This window comes from Streptomyces sp. XY431, from assembly GCF_001279805.1.
In the GTDB taxonomy this organism is placed as follows: domain Bacteria; phylum Actinomycetota; class Actinomycetes; order Streptomycetales; family Streptomycetaceae; genus Kitasatospora; species Kitasatospora purpeofusca.
The window spans coordinates 1-1,910 of sequence record NZ_LGDO01000234.1 but is presented as its reverse complement, the minus strand read 5'-3'; the positions used below and the strand labels follow the sequence as shown (position 1 = coordinate 1,910).

Genomic DNA, 1,910 nt, shown 5'->3' with positions numbered 1-1,910 from the left:
CCCGCCCGGGCGGCGCCCGGGTCGTCGAAGACGGGGGTGGGGGGGAGTCGGAGGCCGGTGGTGTTCTGGAGTCGGGTGCGGAGTTCGAGTCCGGTGAGGGAGTCGAAGCCCATGTCGCGGAAGGGTCGGTCGGTGTCGGGGGTGTCGGTGGTGGTGTGGCCGAGGACGGTGTTGATGTGGTGGTGGAGGAGGGTGATGAGGGTGGTGTGGCGTTCCTCGGGGGTGAGGGCGGCCATGTCGGTGGTCCAGGTGCCGGTTTGGGGGCTGGTGGGGGTGGCGGGGGGTCGGGTGGGGGGGCGGACGAGGTTGCGGTAGAGGGTGGGGAGGGTGTTGTTGGTGGCGTGGGTGCGGAGGGTGAGGAGGTCGAGTCGGGCGGGGACGAGGGTGGGGTGGGTGGTGGTGAGGGCCTGGTCGAGGAGGTTGAGGCCCTGGGCGGTGCTGAGGGGGGCGAGGCCGGTGCGGCTGAGACGGCCCAGGTCGGCACTGTCGAGGTGCCCGGTCATGGAGCTGGCGTCCGCCCACAGGCCCCAGGCCAGCGAGGTCGCCGGCAGACCGGCCGCGTGCCGGGCCTGTGCCAGCGCGTCGAGGTAGGCGTTGGCGGCGGCGTAGTTGGCCTGTCCTGCCGTACCGATGACGCCCGCGACCGAGGAGAACACCACGAACGCGGCGAGGTCGGCCTCAGCGGTGAGCTCGTGCAGGAGGTCGGCGGCGTCCGTCTTGGGGCGCAGGACGTTGGCGAGCTGCTCGGCGGTGAGGTTGGTGACGGCGGCGTCGTCGAGGACACCGGCGGCGTGGACGACGGCGGTCAGCGGGTGCTCGGCCGGGACGCCGGCCAGGGCCGCGGCCAGCTGGTCGCGGTCGGCCACGTCGCAGGCGACGAAGGCGGGAGTGGCGCCGAGTTCGACGAGTTCGGTGGCGAACTCCTCGGAGCCCCGGGCACCGCTGCGGCTGAGCAGCAGCAGGTGGCGGACGCCGTGCTCGGTGACCAGATGGCGGGCGACCAGCCTGCCCAGGGTGCCGCTCGCGCCGGTGATCAGCACCGTGCCGTTCGGGTCCCAGGTCGGCGCCGGGTCGGCGCCGGAGTTCGCGAGAGCGAGCCGGGGGACGAACACCTGACCCGCCCGGAGGGCCACTTGGGGCTCACCGGTGGCGATGGCGGTGGCGAACGCCTCGTCCGACCAGATGTCGACGTCGATCAGCAGGATGCGGCCCGGCTGTTCGGTCTGGGCGGAGCGGAGCAGGCCCCAGACGGCGGCGGTGACGGGGTCGGGGTGATCGGTGAGGGACCCCTGGGTGAGGACGACCAGCCGGGTGTCCTCGTTGGCGGGGTCGGTGAGGAACTGCTGGGTGAGTTCGAGGACTTCGGTGAGGCGGGTGAACAGATCGCCGTCGGTCTCGACCCGGGCGACCGCGATGTCCTCCGGTACGACGGGATTCTGCGGACGCGGGACCTCGTGCCAACGAAGCTCGTACAGCGGTTCGTCGGTGGTGGTGGCGAGCTGGTCGGCGGACATCCGCTGGAGGCGGAGGTCGTCGACAGTGACGACGGGGTGGCCGCCGGTGTCGTAGGCGGTGAGGTGGGCGGCGCCTTCGCCCCGGCGGGTGAGGTGGACGCGCAGGGTGGTGGCGTCGGTGGCGTGGAGCTGGACGCCGTTCCAGGAGAAGGGGACCAGGAGTTCGTCGGCGAGCAGGGGGTGGAGGGCGGCGTCCAGGGCGGCGGGGTGCAGGGCGAAGCCGTCGGTGTCGGTGGGGAGGACGATCTCGGCGTAGAGGTCCTGGCCCTGCTGCCAGAGCGCGGTGAGCCCCTGGAAGGTGGGGCCGTAGCCGTAGCCGACGGTGCTGAGCCGCTGGTAGCTGCCGGTGGTGTCGATGCGTTGGGCGCCGGTGGGGGGCCAGGTGCCGGTGTAGGG

The 1,910-nt window shown here is 72.8% G+C and carries 1 protein-coding gene; it reads right to left on the bottom strand.

All coding sequences use genetic code 11. The annotated features are described in order from the left end of the window. On the bottom strand, positions 1-1,910 hold a 1,910-nt coding region (locus ADK60_RS22125; RefSeq protein WP_053648353.1), incomplete at both ends, for a type I polyketide synthase.